Origin of the sequence: Roseovarius maritimus (assembly GCF_043355895.2) — a bacterium.
Classification (GTDB): domain Bacteria; phylum Pseudomonadota; class Alphaproteobacteria; order Rhodobacterales; family Rhodobacteraceae; genus Roseovarius; species Roseovarius maritimus.
In genome coordinates this window covers 178,214-194,418 of sequence record NZ_JBHFPF020000005.1, presented here as the reverse complement: position 1 = coordinate 194,418, position 16,205 = coordinate 178,214, and the positions used below count along the sequence as shown (strand labels likewise).

General features: G+C 63.2%; 18 protein-coding genes and 1 pseudogene. 18 read left to right on the top strand and 1 reads right to left on the bottom strand.

The features are described from left to right. Positions 1–4 precede the first annotated feature (4 nt). From acuI to ACEWPM_RS11815, 3 genes are all read left to right on the top strand, one after another. Positions 5–1,003 carry an acryloyl-CoA reductase gene (gene acuI, locus ACEWPM_RS11825; RefSeq protein ID WP_393962253.1) on the top strand — a complete coding sequence of 333 codons (999 nt, stop codon included), beginning with the start codon at positions 5–7 and terminating at the stop codon, positions 1,001–1,003. A 241-nt stretch (positions 1,004–1,244) separates the two neighbouring features. After that, on the top strand, positions 1,245–1,586 hold the full coding sequence (locus ACEWPM_RS11820) for a hypothetical protein (RefSeq protein WP_393962254.1): 342 nt from the start codon (positions 1,245–1,247) through the stop codon (positions 1,584–1,586). Beyond that, the gene (locus ACEWPM_RS11815; RefSeq protein ID WP_393962255.1) at positions 1,489–2,865 is read left to right on the top strand and encodes a DNA-packaging protein; all 1,377 of its coding nucleotides are present in this window, start codon (positions 1,489–1,491) and stop codon (positions 2,863–2,865) included. The genes ACEWPM_RS11820 and ACEWPM_RS11815 overlap by 98 nt, the downstream gene beginning before the upstream one ends. A gap of 3 nt (positions 2,866–2,868) precedes the next feature. Here ACEWPM_RS11815 and ACEWPM_RS11810 read toward each other — a convergent pair whose 3' ends face one another. After that, entirely contained in the window at positions 2,869–3,471 is a 603-nt protein-coding gene (locus ACEWPM_RS11810) for a dimethylsulfonioproprionate lyase family protein (protein WP_393962256.1), read from the bottom strand. 225 nt (positions 3,472–3,696) lie between these two features. Between ACEWPM_RS11810 and ACEWPM_RS11805 the strand changes: the two are divergent. The 15 genes and pseudogenes from ACEWPM_RS11805 to ACEWPM_RS11735 all read left to right on the top strand — a co-directional run bounded on the left by ACEWPM_RS11805 (position 3,697) and on the right by ACEWPM_RS11735 (position 16,140). Beyond that, positions 3,697–4,896, top strand: a pseudogene (locus tag ACEWPM_RS11805) (phage portal protein). Further along, entirely contained in the window at positions 4,889–5,128 is a 240-nt protein-coding gene (locus ACEWPM_RS11800; RefSeq protein ID WP_393962257.1) for a GTA head formation protein, RCAP_rcc01685 family, read from the top strand. Before ACEWPM_RS11805 ends, ACEWPM_RS11800 begins: the two are co-directional and overlap by 8 nt. 22 nt (positions 5,129–5,150) lie before the next feature. After that, a complete protein-coding gene (locus ACEWPM_RS11795) occupies positions 5,151–5,702 on the top strand; it encodes an HK97 family phage prohead protease (protein WP_393962258.1) in 552 nt (183 codons plus the stop codon). 34 nt (positions 5,703–5,736) lie between these two features. Next, positions 5,737–6,927 (top strand): phage major capsid protein, encoded by a 1,191-nt coding sequence (locus tag ACEWPM_RS11790; protein WP_393962259.1) that lies wholly within the window; start codon positions 5,737–5,739, stop codon positions 6,925–6,927. Between the two features lie 152 nt (positions 6,928–7,079). Continuing rightward, positions 7,080–7,679: a head-tail connector protein gene (locus ACEWPM_RS11785; RefSeq protein WP_393962260.1), complete on the top strand. Its 600-nt coding sequence runs from the start codon at positions 7,080–7,082 to the stop codon at positions 7,677–7,679. Further along, entirely contained in the window at positions 7,679–8,017 is a 339-nt protein-coding gene (locus ACEWPM_RS11780) for a head-tail adaptor protein (RefSeq protein WP_393962261.1), read from the top strand. The genes ACEWPM_RS11785 and ACEWPM_RS11780 overlap by 1 nt, the downstream gene beginning before the upstream one ends. Continuing rightward, entirely contained in the window at positions 8,014–8,421 is a 408-nt protein-coding gene (locus tag ACEWPM_RS11775; protein ID WP_393962262.1) for a DUF3168 domain-containing protein, read from the top strand. The genes ACEWPM_RS11780 and ACEWPM_RS11775 overlap by 4 nt, the downstream gene beginning before the upstream one ends. Before the next feature lie 134 nt (positions 8,422–8,555). Next, positions 8,556–8,969, top strand: coding sequence for a phage major tail protein, TP901-1 family (locus tag ACEWPM_RS11770; RefSeq protein WP_393962263.1), 414 nt, complete (start codon positions 8,556–8,558; stop codon positions 8,967–8,969). A gap of 1 nt (position 8,970) precedes the next feature. After that, positions 8,971–9,291 carry a gene transfer agent family protein gene (locus ACEWPM_RS11765; protein ID WP_393962264.1) on the top strand — a complete coding sequence of 107 codons (321 nt, stop codon included), beginning with the start codon at positions 8,971–8,973 and terminating at the stop codon, positions 9,289–9,291. Continuing rightward, a complete protein-coding gene (locus ACEWPM_RS11760; protein WP_393962265.1) occupies positions 9,288–9,491 on the top strand; it encodes a rcc01693 family protein in 204 nt (67 codons plus the stop codon). The genes ACEWPM_RS11765 and ACEWPM_RS11760 overlap by 4 nt, the downstream gene beginning before the upstream one ends. Beyond that, positions 9,484–10,146, top strand: a complete 663-nt coding sequence (locus tag ACEWPM_RS11755; RefSeq protein WP_393962266.1) for a phage tail tape measure protein — start codon at positions 9,484–9,486, stop codon at positions 10,144–10,146. Before ACEWPM_RS11760 ends, ACEWPM_RS11755 begins: the two co-directional genes overlap by 8 nt. A 12-nt stretch (positions 10,147–10,158) precedes the next feature. After that, a complete protein-coding gene (locus ACEWPM_RS11750) occupies positions 10,159–10,791 on the top strand; it encodes a phage distal tail protein, Rcc01695 family (RefSeq protein WP_393962435.1) in 633 nt (210 codons plus the stop codon). Beyond that, positions 10,788–11,675: a DUF2163 domain-containing protein gene (locus ACEWPM_RS11745; protein WP_393962267.1), complete on the top strand. Its 888-nt coding sequence runs from the start codon at positions 10,788–10,790 to the stop codon at positions 11,673–11,675. Before ACEWPM_RS11750 ends, ACEWPM_RS11745 begins: the two co-directional genes overlap by 4 nt. Beyond that, a complete protein-coding gene (locus ACEWPM_RS11740; protein WP_393962268.1) occupies positions 11,672–12,121 on the top strand; it encodes a C40 family peptidase in 450 nt (149 codons plus the stop codon). The genes ACEWPM_RS11745 and ACEWPM_RS11740 overlap by 4 nt, the downstream gene beginning before the upstream one ends. Continuing rightward, positions 12,121–16,140 (top strand): baseplate multidomain protein megatron, encoded by a 4,020-nt coding sequence (locus tag ACEWPM_RS11735; protein WP_393962269.1) that lies wholly within the window; start codon positions 12,121–12,123, stop codon positions 16,138–16,140. Before ACEWPM_RS11740 ends, ACEWPM_RS11735 begins: the two co-directional genes overlap by 1 nt. Positions 16,141–16,205: the final 65 nt, after the last annotated feature.

Below are 16,205 nucleotides of genomic sequence, written 5' to 3'. Positions count from 1 at the left end.
TGAGATGACATTCAACGCGTTGCTCGTGACGAAGGACGAGGAGACCGGCAAGACCAGCGCCGCCGTCACCAAAATCTCCGAAACCGATTTGCCGCATGGCGAGGTGACAGTGGCGGTCGAGTATTCGACCGTCAATTACAAGGACGGGCTCTGCATCGGGCCGGGCGGCGGCCTTGTGCGGAATTATCCGCATGTGCCGGGGATCGACTTTGCCGGCACGGTCGAAGCGTCGGACGATGATCGCTACAAGCCCGGTGACAATGTCGTGCTCACCGGCTGGCGTGTGGGCGAGGCCCATTGGGGCGGCTATTCCCAGAAGGCGCGCGTAAAAGCCGATTGGCTGGTGCCGCTGCCCGAAGGACTGGACGCCCGGCAGGCGATGGCCGTGGGCACGGCGGGATTTACCGCGATGCTGGCGGTCATGGCGCTGGAGGATGCGGGTCTGACACCTGGCAAAGGGCCTGTTTTGGTGACAGGTGCTGCGGGCGGCGTCGGCAGCGTGGCCGTCGCGATCCTGGCCAAGCTGGGCTACAAGGTGGCCGCTGTGACGGGACGGCCCGAGACAGGCAAGTACCTGAAGGATCTGGGGGCGACTCAGATCGTGCCGCGCGAAGATCTGAGCGAGGTCACCAAAAAGCCGCTGGAGGCCGAACAATGGGCCGGATGCATCGATGCGGTCGCGGGTGCGATGCTGGGCCGCGTGCTCAAGCAGATGAAATATGGCTCGTCTGTGGCGGCCATCGGTCTGGCCGGCGGGGCGCAGATTGAAGGGGCGATGATCACGCCGTTCATCCTGCGAGGCGTGAACCTTTTGGGGATCGACTCGGTGATGCAGCCCTATGCGCGCCGGGTGGAGGCTTGGAAGCGCATCGCATCCGATCTGCCGATGGAGAAGCTGGAAGAAATGGTGCAGCCCGCGACGCTCAGCGACCTGCCGGGTCTAGGGCGCGACATCCTCAAGGGCCAGGTCAAGGGCCGGATCGTGGTTGATGTGAACGCTTGAATGGGCGGTCCAAGGGGTGGGTCGCGCCATCCCCGGACGTAAACCAAACGTAAATATATCGGGCGGTTAGGGATGTCCTACCGCCCGATTTCATTTGACTCAGCGCACGGTCTCGCGTATAGGTTGTGACATGCTGGAAGAAGTGTGCAAGCGGCCCCGGGGGTAACTCCCCGGCGGTCGCTTTTTCATTTTGCGCGGGCGGTGGGGCAAGCAACGCAATCGCATGAGGCAGTGATCACGAATGAGTTTGATAACACCCGAAGAGGGCCAATCGGCCCTGAGCGCGACTGTCACCACATTGGAGCGCCAGTTGCGCGGCATGTGTGAGGATCTGGAGGCACTGTCAGATAGGGTCCGGGCGGAAGACTTTGAAGATATCAAGAACCGCAGCCGCATTCTGGGCGACATCCGGCAATGGCTGAAACTGGCAATCGAAGCGGAGACACAACTTGAGCAACGCAAAAAGAAAGAGCAAGGGATCGTCAATGGATACGCCCTCGACATGGACGCCGCACGGGATTCGATCGGGTGCCGCCTGGATCGCCTCAGAAGGGCCGGATGTCCGCGACGCTTTCCTAGATGAGCTGAGCGAGGGCGAGCTGCTGGCGCTGCCCTATCTGTTCGAGTTCTGGGCAATGGATCATCAGCTGCCCCCCGAGGGCGACTGGCGGTCCTGGGTCATCATGGGCGGTCGCGGTGCGGGTAAAACCCGCGCCGGGGCCGAGTGGGTGCGCAGCATGGTCGAAGGTTCGGCCCCGCTGGATGCCGGACAGTGCCGGCGACTGGCTCTCATTGGCGAGACTGTGGCGCAGGTTCGGGACGTCATGGTCTTTGGCGAGAGCGGGATAATGGCCTGCTCGCCGCCTGACCGGCGGCCCGAATGGCAGGCGACCAAGGCGCGGCTGGTCTGGCCGAACGGCGCCATTGCGCAGGTGTTTTCCGCGCATGAGCCCGAGGGTTTGCGCGGGCCGCAATTCGATGGCGCCTGGGTCGACGAGATGGCCAAGTGGAAGAAGGCGCAGGAGACGTGGGACATGCTGCAATTCGCGTTGCGGCTGGGCGAGCGGCCCCGCGTATGCGTGACGACGACGCCGCGCAATGTGGGGGTGCTGAAAGATCTTCTGAAGGCGACCTCGACCGTCGTGACCAGTGCGCCGACCGAGGCGAACAAGGCGTTTCTGGCCGAAAGCTTCCTCGAGGAGGTGCGCACGCGCTATGCGGGCACACGTCTGGGGCGGCAGGAACTCGATGGTATCCTGATGGAGGATGCCGAAGGGGCGCTGTGGACGACCTCGGCGCTCGAGGCGCTGCGGGTGGAGCTTGCGCCCGAGATGGACAGGATCGTCGTGGCGGTCGATCCACCCGTTACAGGTGGCCCCAAGGCGGATGAGTGCGGAATTGTCGTGGTCGGCGCTGTGACGCGCGGGCCGGTTCAGGACTGGCGCGCTTATGTTCTGGCCGACGAGAGCGTGACAGCGGCAAGCCCTGCCGCCTGGGCGGCGGCAGCGGTGCGCGCGATGCAGAGCTGGGGTGCCGAGCGGCTGGTCGCGGAGGTCAACCAAGGGGGTGAGATGGTATCCGAAGTTATCCGGCAAATCGACCCTATGGTGCCGATCAGAGCAGTTCACGCATCACGCGGCAAGGTCGCGCGGGCCGAGCCGATCGCGGCGCTCTACGAGCAGAGGCGCGTGCATCATTTGCGCGGCCTCGGGGCGCTGGAAGATCAGATGTGCGCCATGACAGTGCAAGGCTATGACGGCAAGGGTAGCCCCGACCGCGTCGATGCGCTGGTCTGGGCCTTGCACGAATTGATGATCGAGCCGGCTGCGAAATGGCGCCATCCGCGGGTGCGGGTGGTGTGACGTTTAACCGCCATGCGGCGCGGCCCACAGAGCCCAAAAGGCGAAGAGTGGCGCCGCGCCGGACCGCATGGCATGCAAGATACCCGGCGGATTGTAGAGCGTGCCTCCGATTCCCGGCGTGCACCAATTTCCCTCTCCCTGCATGAAATCTCCTGGGCTGAGGACGAGATATGTCTCTTCCGGAGGATGGTCGTGGTCCGGGTAGCGGATATTCGGCGCAACCAGTGACACGCCGAGCCACACATCGCTGCGCCGCTCGACCCCGCCAGGTCCGACGATGATCGCGTTGGCGTGATTTTCGGCAAAATTCTCGCTGGCATTGGTGCAGTCACCGCTGCGGGGGCGCCATGTGAGCGATAATTCCAGATCATTGAAGGCCTGTAAGAGGGTCTTTAGCGCTGGATCAGAGACGTTTTCAGAATGCGTAGCCTCGTCCAGATACTTGCAGGCCGGAAGGCGCGTGCCGGGCTTTTCGGACGGCGTGCCGGGCGTGTCGAGAGCGCTGAAGATGCGGGCGATAGAGGCCGCTCCTCTTGGATCCTCTACGCGACTGGAAAAGGCGGCTTGAGCCGCGTTCAGGAATGTTTGCAGGGATTCGGATCGCATGAGTCAAGACTCCTTTGGGCCGAGCGTATCGGCGCACTGGACGCGACGCCAGTGTTTGAAAGGTCTTCGCCGACCGGAGCAGCGTAGCGCACGGTCTCGTTCAGTTTTCTTAAACCTTTAAGACAATGATGCCTTCAACAGCGGATGAAAGGCCACGGCGCCTTTGGACGGTATCGAGGTCAACGCGCTTCTGGCGCGGTGGAACAGATCAAGGAGAAGCGGCAGATGATCATGGACTTCTTTAGGCAAGGCGCGGCGCAACAGGCGTCCGGCGCGCCCGAAGCCAAGGCAAGCGCGGCGGGCCGCGTTGCGGCTTGGCATGGATCGAACCGCGTGGCCTGGAGCGCGCGGGACACCGGTACGCTGACGCGTCAGGGCTTTGCCGCCAACCCCGTCGGCTTTCGCTGTGTCAAAATGATCGCGGAGGCGGCGGCGTCGCTGCCCCTCGTGCTGCAGGATGCGGAGCAGCGCTATGCGGTGCACCCGATGCTGTCGCTGATGCGCAGCCCCAATCCCGCGCAGGGACGTGCCGAGCTCCTGGAGGCGCTATATGGTCAGCTGCTGCTGACCGGAAACGCCTATGTCGAGGCGGTTGGCGATGCGGAGGGTGCGCCGGTCGAGCTGCATGTGCTGCGCTCGGACCGGATGAGCGTGGTGCCGGGCAATGATGGCTGGCCGGTGGCGTATGAATATGCGGTGGCGGGACGCAAGCATCGGTTTGATGTGAGCCAAGGCCATCCTGCCGTCTGTCATATCAAAAGCTTTCATCCGCAAGACGATCACTATGGCCTGTCGCCGATGCAAGCGGCGGCGCAGGCAGTGGACGTGCATAACTCGGCCTCGCGCTGGTCCAAGGCCCTCCTCGACAATGCGGCACGTCCCTCGGGGGCGATCGTCTATCGCGGCGCTGAAGGGCAAGGCGCGCTGAGCAACGATCAGTATCAGCGCCTGGTGGACGAGATGGAGAGCCATCATCAGGGTGCGCGCAATGCGGGGCGGCCGATGCTGCTGGAAGGGGGGCTCGACTGGAAGCCGATGGGATTCTAGCCTTCGGACATGGAATTCCAGAAGACCAAGGAGAGCGCAGCGCGCGAGATCGCGCTGGCGTTTGGTGTGCCGCCCATGCTGCTGGGGGTACCGGGGGATGCGACCTATTCCAACTATCAGGAGGCCAATCGCGCGTTCTTTCGCCTGACGGTTTTGCCGTTGGCCAGCCGTGTCGCGGCGAGCCTGTCGGACTGGCTGAGCGGGTTCGACGGCAGCACGCTGGAGCTGAAGCCGGATCTGGACCAGGTGCCCGCGCTGGCGGCCGAGCGCGATGCGCAATGGGCGCGCGTGGCGGGTGCTGATTTCCTAACGGACGCCGAGAAGCGCGCCTTGCTGGGTCTGCCAGCCCTGCCCGAGCCGGGAGGCGCGGATGGATGAGGAGCGCAGGCCTGAACGCTACGGCTTTGAGGCGTTCGACTGTGCGCCCGCGCTGCGGCTGGAGGCGAACGAACGGGTCGCTGTGCTGAAGTTTCAGGCCATCGCGGATCGCCAGAAGAAGCTGGAAGAGGCGATGGAGCGGCTGGAGCGAAGGCTTTGGCTGGCGGTGTACGGGATCGCCGGGGCGATCGTGGCGCAGGCGCTGCAGCCGCTGCTGGTGGCGCTACCCTGAGGATCTTTGGAGGATAAGGATTATGGAAAACGATACGGGGCTGGAGCGCAAGTTTGCGCAATTCGATGCCGATCTGACCGTCAAGGATGGCGCTCACATCGAGGGATATGCCAGCTACTTTGGCGACATGGATCAAGGCGGCGATGTGGTGGTGCAGGGCGCTTATGCCAAGTCGCTGGCGCGCCTCGGGGCCGAACGGCGTCAGGTCAAGATGCTGTGGCAACACGACCCGGCGCAGCCCATCGGGATCTGGGATGAGGTTCGCGAGGATGCGCGTGGCCTTTATGTCAAAGGTCGTCTGCTGGAGGCTGTCGGACGTGGCCGCGAGGCCGCCGCACTGATCGGCGCGGGTGCGATCGACGGGCTGAGCATCGGCTACCGCACGGTGCGGGCCAGCAAGAATGACAAGGGCCAGCGGCTTTTGCAGGAACTGGAGCTGTGGGAGGTGTCTTTGGTGACATTCCCCATGCTTCCCAGTGCGCGGATCGGGGCCAAGGGCGATACCCTGGATGGCGATCTGTGCGAGTTGGCGGCGGTCTTTGAGGACGCGCGCCGGGAATTGGCGCGCATCTAGCGCCGAGACGAGCGGAAAACAAAAGGATCACGTGATGAATGAAACCGGGATTTCCGGTGCCGGGAAAGGTGTGCCGCAAGGGCATGCGCCGGTGACCGAGGTGAAGTCCGCCGTGGCGGGCTTCGTGAACGAGTTGAAGGGCTTTCAGTCCGACATCGAAGAGCGACTGCAACAACAAGAAGAGAAAATGACCATGATGGAACGTAAATCCTTTGTGCCCGCGCGCCCTGTTCTGGCGGGCGGCAATGACGGCCCTGCCCCGCACCAGAAGGCGTTCAATGCCTATCTGCGTTCGGGCGATGATGACGGGCTGCGCGGTCTCGAGTTGGAAGGCAAGGCGCTGGGAACGACGATTGCTGGCGATGGCGGCTATCTGGTGGATCCGCAGACCGCGAGCGCCATCAAATCGACGCTGAGCGCGACGGCATCTATCCGTGCGATTGCAAATGTCGTCGCCGTGGAAGCGACCAGCTTTGACGTGCTGATCGATCATGGCGATGTCGGCCATGGCTGGGCCACCGAGACCGCCGGTGTGACCGAGACGGTGACACCCGGTATCGACCGCATCACCATCCCGCTGCACGAGCTGAGCGCGCTGCCCAAAGCGTCGCAGCGGTTGCTGGACGATAGCGCCTTCGATATCGAAGGATGGCTTGCGGGCCGCATCGCCGACAAGTTCGCCCGCGCCGAGGCGGCGGCGTTCGTCATGGGCAACGGTGTGGACAAGCCCACAGGCTTCCTGACCAAGCCGAGCGTCGACAATGACGTCTGGACCTGGGGCAACCTTGGCTACGTGCCGACGGGTGCGGATGGCGAGTTTGGCGACGCGGATGCAGTGATCGATCTGGTCTATGCGCTGGGCGCAGAATACCGCGCCAATGCGAGCTTCGTCATGAACTCCAAGACCGCGGGCACGCTGCGCAAGATGAAAGACGCCGACGGCCGCTTCCTTTGGTCGGACGGTCTGGCGGCGGGCGAGCCTGCGCGCCTTCTGGGCTACCGCGTACTGATTGCCGAGGACATGCCGGACATGGCATCGGGGTCAATGTCTGTCGCCTTCGGTGACTTTGGCGCGGGCTATACCGTTGCCGAGCGCCCGGACCTGCGCGTGCTGCGCGACCCGTTCAGCGCCAAGCCGCATGTCCTTTTCTACGCGACCAAGCGTGTGGGCGGCGATGTCAGCGACTACGCGGCGATCAAGCTGCTGAAATTCGCGACCTCGTAAGACAGGCGCGGATCGGGCGGGGGAAACTGCCCCCGTCCGGGGCGCGCGCTGCCCATCAAGATGCGTTGTCCAGCTGCTCCCCTCCGTCCGAGCAACGCTGGGTGGCGCGCGCCTGAACCACCGGAGGGATCCGGCACTATCGGAGTTGTTCCATGATGTTGATAGAAGAAACCGCCGTGCCGGAGGCCGCCCTGCCGATAGAGCAGTTCAAGGCGCATCTGCGGCTGGGCACCGGCTTTGCCGATGAGGATATTCAGGACGCGGTTCTGCAAAGCTTCCTCAGGGCGGCCATCGCGTCCATCGAGGCGCGCACGGGCAAGGTTTTGATCGAGCGGGTTTTCTCGTGGGAGCTGATGGCATGGCGCACCGGCTATGGCCAGGCCTTGCCTGTGGCGCCAGTGAAGGCGATCGAAGAGATCGTGCTGCGCCATATGTCCGGCAGCGAAGAGGCCGCCGACCCCGCGCATTACCGGCTGGAGAGAGACACGCATCGCCCGCGCCTTGTGCCGCTGGGCACGGTGCTGCCTCCGGTGCCTTCGGGCGGGGCTGTGGTCGTACGGTTCCGCGCAGGCTTTGGCCCCACATGGGGTGATCTGCCGGCGGATCTGGGTCAGGCTGTGCTGCTGTTGGCCGCACATTACTACGAATATCGCGCCGATATGGCGCTGGGTGGCGGGTGCATGCCCTTTGGGGTGACCAGCCTGATCGAGCGCTATCGGACGGTGCGTCTGCTGGGCGGGGGTGCTGTCTGATGGCCGAGGTCAATTTGAACCGCCGCCTCGTGCTGGAGGCACCCGCGCGCGCGCCGGACGGGGCGGGCGGATATGCCGAGACATGGCGGCAGGTCGGCGAGATCTGGGCCGATATCGCGGCGCGTACCGGCCGCCAGACCGTGGATGGTGAGGCCCAGATATCGAGCACGGGATACAAAATCACGGTCAGAGCGGCGCCCTATGGTGCGCCCTCGCGCCCAAAGCCCGAGCAGCGGCTGCGCAGTGGCAGCCGCGTTTTCAACATCACGGCAGTGACGGAGCGGGACCCGATGGGCCGCTATCTGACCTGCTACGCGACCGAGGAGGTGGCAGTATGAGCTATGGCGGATCGGCCGCGCTCCAGACGGCGGTATATGGGCAACTCATCGGTAACGCGGATCTGTCGGCGCTGGTTGGAGGTGCGATCTATGACGCACCCCCGGCGGGCACGTTGCCGCCCCTTTATGTGACGCTGGGCCCCGAGGATGTGCGCGACAGGTCGGACGCGACATCCAGCGGCGCATGGCACCGCTTTACCGTGTCGGTGATCAGCGACGCTGCAGGCTTTGCCTCGGCCAAGACGGTGGCTGCGGCGGTGGGCGATGCGTTGACCGATGCCGAGTTGGGCCTCGATCGCGGTCATCTCGCAGGGCTGCACTTCTACCGGGCTCGGGCGCGGCGCGATGGCGCGCTACGGCGCATCGACCTGACTTTTCGCGCCCGCGTTTCGGACGCGGCTTAACCAACACGTTTCGCGAAAACCTGGGTCACGGCATTTCGCGAAACGCGCGCACTCTACGACGTAGCGCGGGTTTCGCCTTAATTGCGTACCTCAAGTTTTAGGCGAAACACTTTATTCAATCGGAGACGAAACACATGGCAGTTCAAAACGGCAAGGACCTTTTGATCAAGGTCGACCTGACCGGCGACGGCAACTTTGAATCGGTGGCGGGGCTGCGTGCGACGCGCATCAGCTTCAACGCCGAGAGCGTGGATGTAACGAGCCTTGAAAGCGCGGGCGGGTGGCGCGAGCTACTATCGGGTGCGGGCGTCAAATCGGCGGCGATCAGCGGGTCGGGTATTTTCCGGGACGCGGATTCGGACGAGCGGACGCGGCAGATCTTCTTTGACGGCGAGACGCCCGATTTCCAAGTGGTCATCCCTGATTTCGGGATCGTGGAGGGGCCCTTCCAAGTGACCTCGATCGAATACTCGGGAACGCATGACGGCGAGGCGACCTACGAGCTGTCGCTGGCCTCGGCGGGCCGCCTGATCTTTACGGCGATCTGAGATGGCGAACCCTTGGGCAGGTGAGGTGGCACTGGTCATCGACGGCGAGCGGCGCGTGCTGAAGCTGACTTTGGGGGCGCTGGCCGAGCTGGAAGCGGGGCTGTCGGCGGGATCTCTGGTCGATCTGGTCGAGCGGTTCGAGGCGGGTGCGTTTTCAACGCACGACGTGCTGGCGCTGATCATTGCGGGCCTGCGCGGTGGGGGCTGGCAGGGGGATGCGCGGGACCTTGTGTCCGCCGATATCACGGGCGGGCCGTTGGCGGCGGCCCGCGCGGCGGCAGAGTTGCTGGCGCGGGCGTTTACGCTTCCCGAGGACCGATGAGCAGCTTTGACTGGCCGGGGCTGATGCAGGCGGGCTTGCGCGGCCTTGGCCTGAAGCCCGCCGAGTTCTGGGCTCTGACCCCAGCCGAGCTGCGCGTGATGCTGGGCGAGGTGCGGGGGGCGGCGCCACTGGGACGCAGGGGGCTGGACGCCCTGATGCAGGCCTATCCCGATACGCGAGGAGCGAATGACGATGGATGAAAGAGAAGATTTTGGCGAACTGGACGCGCAGATCGAGGCGCTGGACGGCTCGCTGGGCGCCGCAACGGACATGGCGGCCGCCTTCAACGCAGAACTGGCGCGCGTGCGCGGCACGTTCGAGTGGACGGGGCAGGATGTGGCCACTCTGGACCGCGGGATCAGCAGAGGGTTGAGCCGGGCGATCAAGGGCGCGGTGGTGGATGGCGACAGCCTGTCGGCGTCGCTACGCACGCTGGCAACCTCGATGATCAACACGGCGTTCAACGCGGCGGTCAAGCCGGTGAGCGACCACGTGGGTGGCCTGCTGTCGAGCGGTGTCGGCAATATCCTTGGTGGCCTCATGCCATTCGAGAAGGGCGGGAGCTTTGCCCAAGGGCGCGTGCAGCCCTTTGCGACAGGCGGCATCGTCAGCGGGCCGGTAACCTTCCCCATGCGGGGCGGTACCGGCCTTATGGGTGAGGCTGGGCCCGAGGCGATCATGCCGCTGGCGCGCGGGCCGGACGGCAAGCTGGGTGTGCGCGGCGGCGGAAGCGGCGCAGCGGTGAACGTGGTGATGAACATCTCGACGCCCGATTCGGAAGGCTTTCGCCGCAGCCAGGGCCAGATCGCGGCACAGCTGAGCCGTGCCATCGGGCGCGGTCAGCGCAATCGGTAAGGGAGCAGAATGATGGGTTTTCACGAGGTAAGGTTTCCGGCCAATCTGAGCTTTGGCTCGATCGGGGGGCCCGAGCGCATGACGGATGTCGTGACGCTGGCCAACGGGTTTGAAGAGCGCAACACGCCTTGGCAGCATTCGCGCCGCCGGTACGACGCAGGCATCGCGATGCGGGGCCTCGACGATATCGAGACGCTGATCGCGTTTTTCGAAGCGCGCCGCGGTCAGATCCACGGATTTCGGTGGAAGGATTGGGCCGATTACAAGTCTGGTGGTGCGCAAATGGAGCCTGCATATGATGATCAGGTGATCGCCATCGGCGATGACGTGACCCCGGCCTTTCAGCTGCTGAAAACCTACCGATCGGGCGAGCATGAATATGCCCGCCCGATTAAGAAACCTGTGCGCGGCTCAGTGCGGATTGGCCTAGGCGGGGATGAGCAGCAGGAAAGCGTGCATTACAGCGTCGACTACACGACCGGTATCGTGACCTTCATGCATCCGCCCAACGCAGGTGACACGGTGACCGCCGGGTTCGAATTCGATGTGCCAGTCCGCTTTGATACCGACCGGATCATGGTGAGCGTTGCGAGTTTCCAGGCTGGGGATGCTCCGAACGTGCCAGTGGTGGAGATACGGGTATGAACAGGATGAACGCCGAGCTGGACGCCCATCTGCGCAGCGGTATCACCACTACCTGCCGAGCTTGGGCGTTGACGCGCAAGGATGGCGTGGTTCTGGGGTTTACCGACCATGACGGGTCTTTATTCTTTGATGGGCTGACGTTCCGCGCAGATACCGGGCTAAGCGCGCTTGCCATTCAGCAGACAACCGGCCTTTCGGTCGATAATACAGAGGCGCTGGGTGCGCTGAGCGATGCATCGATCCGCGAAGAGGATATCGAGGCGGGTCGCTATGACGGTGCGGAAATCCGCGCCTGGCTGGTCAATTGGCAGGATGTGCGCCAGCGGCAGCTGCAGTTTCGCGGCACGATCGGCGAGCTGCGGCGATCCGGCGGCGCATTCGAGGCCGAGTTGCGAGGTCTGACCGAGGCGCTGAATCGGCCGATGGGGCGTGTCTATCAAAAGCCCTGCTCGGCCGTTCTGGGCGATCGGGCCTGTGCATTTGATATGAGCGCGTCAGGATACACCAGCGAGCGGGCCGCAGTTGAGATCATTGATCGGCGCATCTTTCGCTTTGAGCTATTTGGCGGATTCGATGAGGGTTGGTTTCAGCATGGGCGCCTCACCGTAAACGAAGGCGCAGCAAAAAATCTGCAAGGGCTCATCAAGCGCGATGTCGTTGAAGCGGACCGGCGCGTGATTGAACTGTGGCATCCGTTGCGCGCTTCTGTAGCGACGGCTGACATGCTGCGGCTGGAGGCGGGGTGCGACAAACGAGCCGTAACCTGCCGCCTGAAGTTTCAGAACTTCTACAATTTTCAGGGCTTTCCCGACATCCCGGGTGACGATTGGTCAATCAGCGATCCGTCGCGATCGAGTAGCTTGGACGGAGGAAGCAGACGATGAAGAGCGGAACGCCAAACGCAATCGTCGCCGCCGCACGCAGCTGGATCGGCACGCCGTACCTGCACCAGGCATCCTGCAAAGGGGCTGGCACGGACTGCCTTGGGTTGTTGCGGGGTGTCTGGCGCGAGGTGCTGGGCGGCGAGCCCGAGACGCCGCCGGCCTATTCGATGGACTGGTCCGAAGCTGCGCGCATCGAGGCGCTGTGGCAGGCGGCGCACCGCCATCTGCATCCCAAGCGCACCGGTGACGAAGCACCCGGAGACGTGCTGCTTTTCCGGATGCGCGATGGGGCCGTGGCCAAGCATCTGGGCATTGCAGGGCGTATCGGAGCGCAAGCATCTTTTATTCACGCCTTTTCGGGGCACGCAGTAGTCGAGAGCCCTCTGAGCCTGCCATGGCGACGCCGTATCGTAGCGCGTTTCACATTTCCTGAGGAGCAACTCTGATGGCGACCATTCTACTTTCAGCCGCCGGGGCGGCCATTGGCGGATCTATGGGAGGCACCGTACTGGGCCTCTCGATGGCGGCAGTGGGACGCTTTGCCGGGGGTGTCATCGGCCGCTCGATTGATCAGCGATTGCTGGGCCAGGGATCTGACGTCGTCGAGACGGGGCGCGCCAGTCGACTGCGGCTGACCGGATCAGGCGAAGGCGACGCGATTGCGCAAGTCTATGGCCGGATGCGCGTCGCCGGACAGGTGATCTGGGCCACGGAGTTCCGCGAGACAGTAAACGTGACCAGCAGCAGCGGCGGAAAGGGTGCGCCCAGCGCGCCCAAGGTTCGCCAATACAGCTATTCGGTCAGCATTGCGCTGGCCCTTTGCGAGGGCGAGATCAGCAATGTCGGCCGGATCTGGGCGGACGGCAGCGAACTTACGCGTAATTCCATCGTGATGCGGATCTATACCGGCAGGCGCGATCAACTGCCCGACCCCAAGATCGAGGCGGTCGAGGGCGCTGGTACGGTGCCAGCCTATCGCGGCACCGCTTATGTGGTGATCGAGGACCTGGAGCTGGGTCAGTTCGGCAATCGGGTGCCGCAATTTACTTTCGAGGTCACACGCCCCTCACAAGCCAGCGAAGAAGGCTCCGAACTGGATCCGGTGCGCGGGGTGCGCGGGGTCGCGCTGCTGCCGGGCAGCGGCGAGTACACGCTGGCCACGTCACCGGTCACAATGAACTACGGAGTCGGCTCTTCGGCTTTGGCCAACGTAAACACCCCGTCGGGAAAGTCCGATTTCGCAACTTCCTTGGAGGCGCTCACCGGTGAGCTGCCTGAGTGTCGTAGCACCTCACTGATCGTGAGCTGGTTCGGGGATGATCTGCGTTGCGGCTCTTGCCGCCTTCAGCCCAAAGTCGAGCAGAAGCGGTATGACGCGCGCAACATGCCTTGGGCGGTCGCTGGACTGACGCGGCAGACGGCGCCTCTGCTGCCTCAAACCGGCGACGGCAATCCAATCTACGGCGGCACGCCGGATGATCGCAGTGTTCTCGAGGCAATCAAAGCGCTGAAACGGGCGGGTCAGGACGTGATGTTCTATCCGTTCATCCTGATGGATCAGGTCGCTGGGAACACTCTGCCCAATCCCTACGACGGTGACGAGGGCCAACCAGCACTGCCGTGGCGCGGGCGCATTACATCGTCCAAGGCTCCTGGACAGCCCGGGAGCCCGGATAAGACTTCGGCAGCTGAGGCGGAAATCGCAGCGTTCTTCGGTACGGCACGCGCGTCTGACTTCAGCCTGACTCCAACCATCCCCCCGGGGCCTGCCCCTATCAGCGGATCGCGGGAGAACGAGTATTTCGACCTGGTCGCCTTGTCCAAGCCCGTCGTCTACAGTCCGATATCTTATACGGGTCCCGCCGAGTGGAGCTATCGCCGCTTCGTGCTGCATAACGCAGCGCTTTGTGCCAAGGCGGGCGGCGTCGAAAGCTTCTGTATCGGTTCGGAGATGCGCGGGCTGACTCAACTGCGCGGAGCGAATGGAAGTTTTCCAGCAGTCGAAGCCCTGATTGATCTGGCGGCCGAGGTACGTGCCTTGCTGGGGCCGGACGTCAAGATTGGTTATGCGGCCGATTGGTCGGAATATTTCGGCTATCAGCCGCAGGATGGAAGCGGTGACCGCTACTTTCATCTGGATCCGCTCTGGGCGGATGCGAATATCGATTTCATCGGGATCGACAATTACATGCCCCTTTCGGACTGGCGTGAGGGACAGGATCATGCGGATGCGGACTGGGGTTCAATCTATAATCTCGATTATCTCAAGGCCAATATTGAGGGTGGCGAGGGCTACGATTGGTACTACCACTCTCCCGAGGCGACTGCGGCGCAAATTCGCACGGCCATTACCGATGAGACCTATGGCGAGCCATGGGTCTGGCGCTACAAGGATATCCGGAACTGGTGGCAAAACGCCCACCATGATCGCGTGGCCGGTGTGCGAGCCGAAGAGCCCAGTCCATGGATTCCGAAATCGAAGCCCATCCGATTTACCGAGATTGGCTGCGCGGCAATCGACAAGGGCACGAACGAGCCAAACAAGTTCGTCGATGCGAAATCCTCGGAGTCGGCCTTGCCGAAGTTCTCTAACGGTCAACGTGATGACCTGATCCAGCGCCAATATCTGCGCGCGATGCGCAGCTACTGGACAGATCCGGCGCATAATCCGATTTCGCCGCAATATGACGGCCAGATGATCGACATCGACCGGGCCTATGTCTGGGCGTGGGATGCGAGACCGTTTCCATTCTTTCCGAACAACCGGATCTTATGGGACGATGGTCAAAACTACGCGCGGGGACATTGGCTGACCGGGCGCACGGCTGCACGATCGCTGGCGTCGATCGTGCAGGAAATCACGGCGCGTGCGGGCTTGAGGCATGTCGATACCTCGCAGCTTTTCGGTTATGTCAGCGGGTATTCCGTCGATCAGGTGAGCGAGGCTAGGTCCGCGTTGCAACCCCTCATGCTGCGCTATGGCTTTGACGCGATAGAGCGGGACGGCACGCTGTTTTTTCGGATGCGCGACGGGCTCGCAGATGCCCAGATCGGGATGGACCATCTGGTGCGCGACGAGGAGAGTGGTGCGCGCTTGGAGGAAACGCGCGGGGGTGCGGCTGAGATTGCAGGGCGTGTGCGTTTGCGGTTTGTCGAGGCAGATAGCGACTTTGACGTCGTCGCCGAAGAGGCGGTGCTGCCTGATGACGCGACGCATGCTGTGTCGACCTCGGAAATCCCGCTGGCCATGACCCGCTCGGAAGGGCGCGCCGTGACCGAACGCTGGCTGTCCGAGGCGCGGATCTCCATCGACACGGTACGCCTCGTTCTGCCGCCGTCGCTCCTGTCACTTGGAGCGGGTGATGTGATCGGACTGAGCGAGGCAGGAGGCAGGGGGCTCTTCCGGATCGACCGGGTCGAGCAGATGGGGAATGCACAAAGGATCGATGGCGTTCGGATCGAGCCTGAAAGCTACAGGCCGATTGATATTGAGGAGACGCCGCCTGCGGTTCGCCCCTTTGTGCCGCCCGTGCCGGTCTTGCCATTGTTTTTGGATTTGCCGCTGATGACGGGGCAGGAAGAGCCAAGCGCACCGCATCTTGCGGTCACGGCCCGGCCATGGCCGGGATCAGCCGCCCTCTACTCTTCGGGCAGCGATTCCAATTATCAACTTAACCGCCTGATCGAGGCACGATCCACTATTGGCGTCTTGGAGACTGCGCTCGCGCCCGGCACCTCCGGCCTGATTGATCGGGCTGATGGCGTCACGGTACGTCTCATCACGGGCTCTCTGGAGAGCGTTGACAATGATGCACTGCTGTCCGGTGCCAATCTTTGCGCCGTTGGCGACGGCACGACGGACGGATGGGAGATGATGCAATTCCGGGATGCGGCACTGATCGATAGTGATACCTACTTCCTGAGTCATCGCCTGAGAGGCCAGCTGGGCACCGAAGGTGCAGCCGCGTCCGGATGGCCGGTGGGCAGCTATCTGGTGTTGATGAATGGCATACCAGGGCAGCTGGATTTGCCGGATGCGCTTCGGCGGCGCGCCCAGAACTATCGTATCGGGCCGGCCGGGCGCGCGGTCGATGACCCATCCTATCAGCACGCGGTGCTTGCCTTCGAGGGCATCGGGTTACGCCCATACAGCCCTGCCCACCTGCGCGCGGTGACAGGTACTGATGGTCAAACATCTATCAACTGGATCCGCCGCACGCGCATTGATGGGGACAGATGGGACACACCCGAAGTCCCTCTGGGTGAAGAGAGCGAAGCCTATCTGCTGCGCATTGTTCAAGACGATGCGGTACTGAGGGAGGAGATCATCTCTGTGCCTTGGTGGACTTATGGCGCAGCTGTCAAGGCGCTGGACGGGATCAGCGGATCTTTTGACGTCGAGGTCGCTCAGATATCCGCCAAGTTCGGACCGGGCGTCTTTGCCCGAGTGACCGTTGAAAACTGAGGCGCCAAGGTAGAAAGCACATGGCGCGGTTGGAATAATTTCCGGCCGCGCCGCGTTTCAAGATA

Excerpts from the sequence above, each read along its gene's own strand:
- acuI (WP_393962253.1), top strand. The coding sequence starts at position 5 with ATGACATTCAACGCGTTGCTCGTGACGAAGGACGAGGAGACCGGCAAG.
- ACEWPM_RS11820 (WP_393962254.1), top strand. The coding sequence starts at position 1,245 with ATGAGTTTGATAACACCCGAAGAGGGCCAATCGGCCCTGAGCGCGACT.
- ACEWPM_RS11815 (WP_393962255.1), top strand. The coding sequence starts at position 1,489 with ATGGATACGCCCTCGACATGGACGCCGCACGGGATTCGATCGGGTGCC.
- ACEWPM_RS11810 (WP_393962256.1), bottom strand. The coding sequence starts at position 3,471 with ATGCGATCCGAATCCCTGCAAACATTCCTGAACGCGGCTCAAGCCGCC.
- ACEWPM_RS11800 (WP_393962257.1), top strand. The coding sequence starts at position 4,889 with ATGGATGAGGAGCGCAGGCCTGAACGCTACGGCTTTGAGGCGTTCGAC.
- ACEWPM_RS11795 (WP_393962258.1), top strand. The coding sequence starts at position 5,151 with ATGGAAAACGATACGGGGCTGGAGCGCAAGTTTGCGCAATTCGATGCC.
- ACEWPM_RS11790 (WP_393962259.1), top strand. The coding sequence starts at position 5,737 with ATGAATGAAACCGGGATTTCCGGTGCCGGGAAAGGTGTGCCGCAAGGG.
- ACEWPM_RS11785 (WP_393962260.1), top strand. The coding sequence starts at position 7,080 with ATGATGTTGATAGAAGAAACCGCCGTGCCGGAGGCCGCCCTGCCGATA.
- ACEWPM_RS11780 (WP_393962261.1), top strand. The coding sequence starts at position 7,679 with ATGGCCGAGGTCAATTTGAACCGCCGCCTCGTGCTGGAGGCACCCGCG.
- ACEWPM_RS11775 (WP_393962262.1), top strand. The coding sequence starts at position 8,014 with ATGAGCTATGGCGGATCGGCCGCGCTCCAGACGGCGGTATATGGGCAA.
- ACEWPM_RS11770 (WP_393962263.1), top strand. The coding sequence starts at position 8,556 with ATGGCAGTTCAAAACGGCAAGGACCTTTTGATCAAGGTCGACCTGACC.
- ACEWPM_RS11765 (WP_393962264.1), top strand. The coding sequence starts at position 8,971 with ATGGCGAACCCTTGGGCAGGTGAGGTGGCACTGGTCATCGACGGCGAG.
- ACEWPM_RS11760 (WP_393962265.1), top strand. The coding sequence starts at position 9,288 with ATGAGCAGCTTTGACTGGCCGGGGCTGATGCAGGCGGGCTTGCGCGGC.
- ACEWPM_RS11755 (WP_393962266.1), top strand. The coding sequence starts at position 9,484 with ATGGATGAAAGAGAAGATTTTGGCGAACTGGACGCGCAGATCGAGGCG.
- ACEWPM_RS11750 (WP_393962435.1), top strand. The coding sequence starts at position 10,159 with ATGGGTTTTCACGAGGTAAGGTTTCCGGCCAATCTGAGCTTTGGCTCG.
- ACEWPM_RS11745 (WP_393962267.1), top strand. The coding sequence starts at position 10,788 with ATGAACAGGATGAACGCCGAGCTGGACGCCCATCTGCGCAGCGGTATC.
- ACEWPM_RS11740 (WP_393962268.1), top strand. The coding sequence starts at position 11,672 with ATGAAGAGCGGAACGCCAAACGCAATCGTCGCCGCCGCACGCAGCTGG.
- ACEWPM_RS11735 (WP_393962269.1), top strand. The coding sequence starts at position 12,121 with ATGGCGACCATTCTACTTTCAGCCGCCGGGGCGGCCATTGGCGGATCT.